Source organism: Aeromicrobium phragmitis (genome assembly GCF_003674095.1).
GTDB classification, from domain to species: Bacteria; Actinomycetota; Actinomycetes; order Propionibacteriales; family Nocardioidaceae; genus Aeromicrobium; species Aeromicrobium phragmitis.
In genome coordinates this window covers 1-331 of sequence record NZ_RDBF01000233.1, presented here as the reverse complement: position 1 = coordinate 331, position 331 = coordinate 1, and the positions used below count along the sequence as shown (strand labels likewise).

Genomic DNA, 331 nt, shown 5'->3' with positions numbered 1-331 from the left:
CGGCTCAACGGCTGCGGCTGCGGAGTCGCAGCGGGCCGGCGTTGCGCTTGGAGGTCGCTCGCGGCGCCGTGCTGCGCGGTGACGGCCAACGGGCCTGGACCATCATCGGTGCGGTCCGCACCGATGCGCCTGCCCTGCGGCTGACGCGGCTGCTGCTGACGGCAGCGACCCATCTCGCGGGCGGGCAGCGGGATGCCGCCGAGGAGTCGGCCGCGCAAGCGGCCGGCGTGGCCGCGGCGTTCGAGCTTCGCACGCCGCTGTGGTTCGCGCCGCAGAACGTGCTCGCGTTGGCGCCGCTGGCTCCCCTCGGCGTGACGTCGGTCCTGCCGCG

1 protein-coding gene is annotated in these 331 nt (G+C 76.1%); it reads left to right on the top strand.

What is annotated here, in order from left to right; translation table 11 throughout:
- Positions 1 to 331, top strand: a 331-nt coding sequence (locus D9V41_RS18115) for a hypothetical protein (RefSeq protein WP_166376126.1), incomplete at both ends; no start/stop codon positions are given.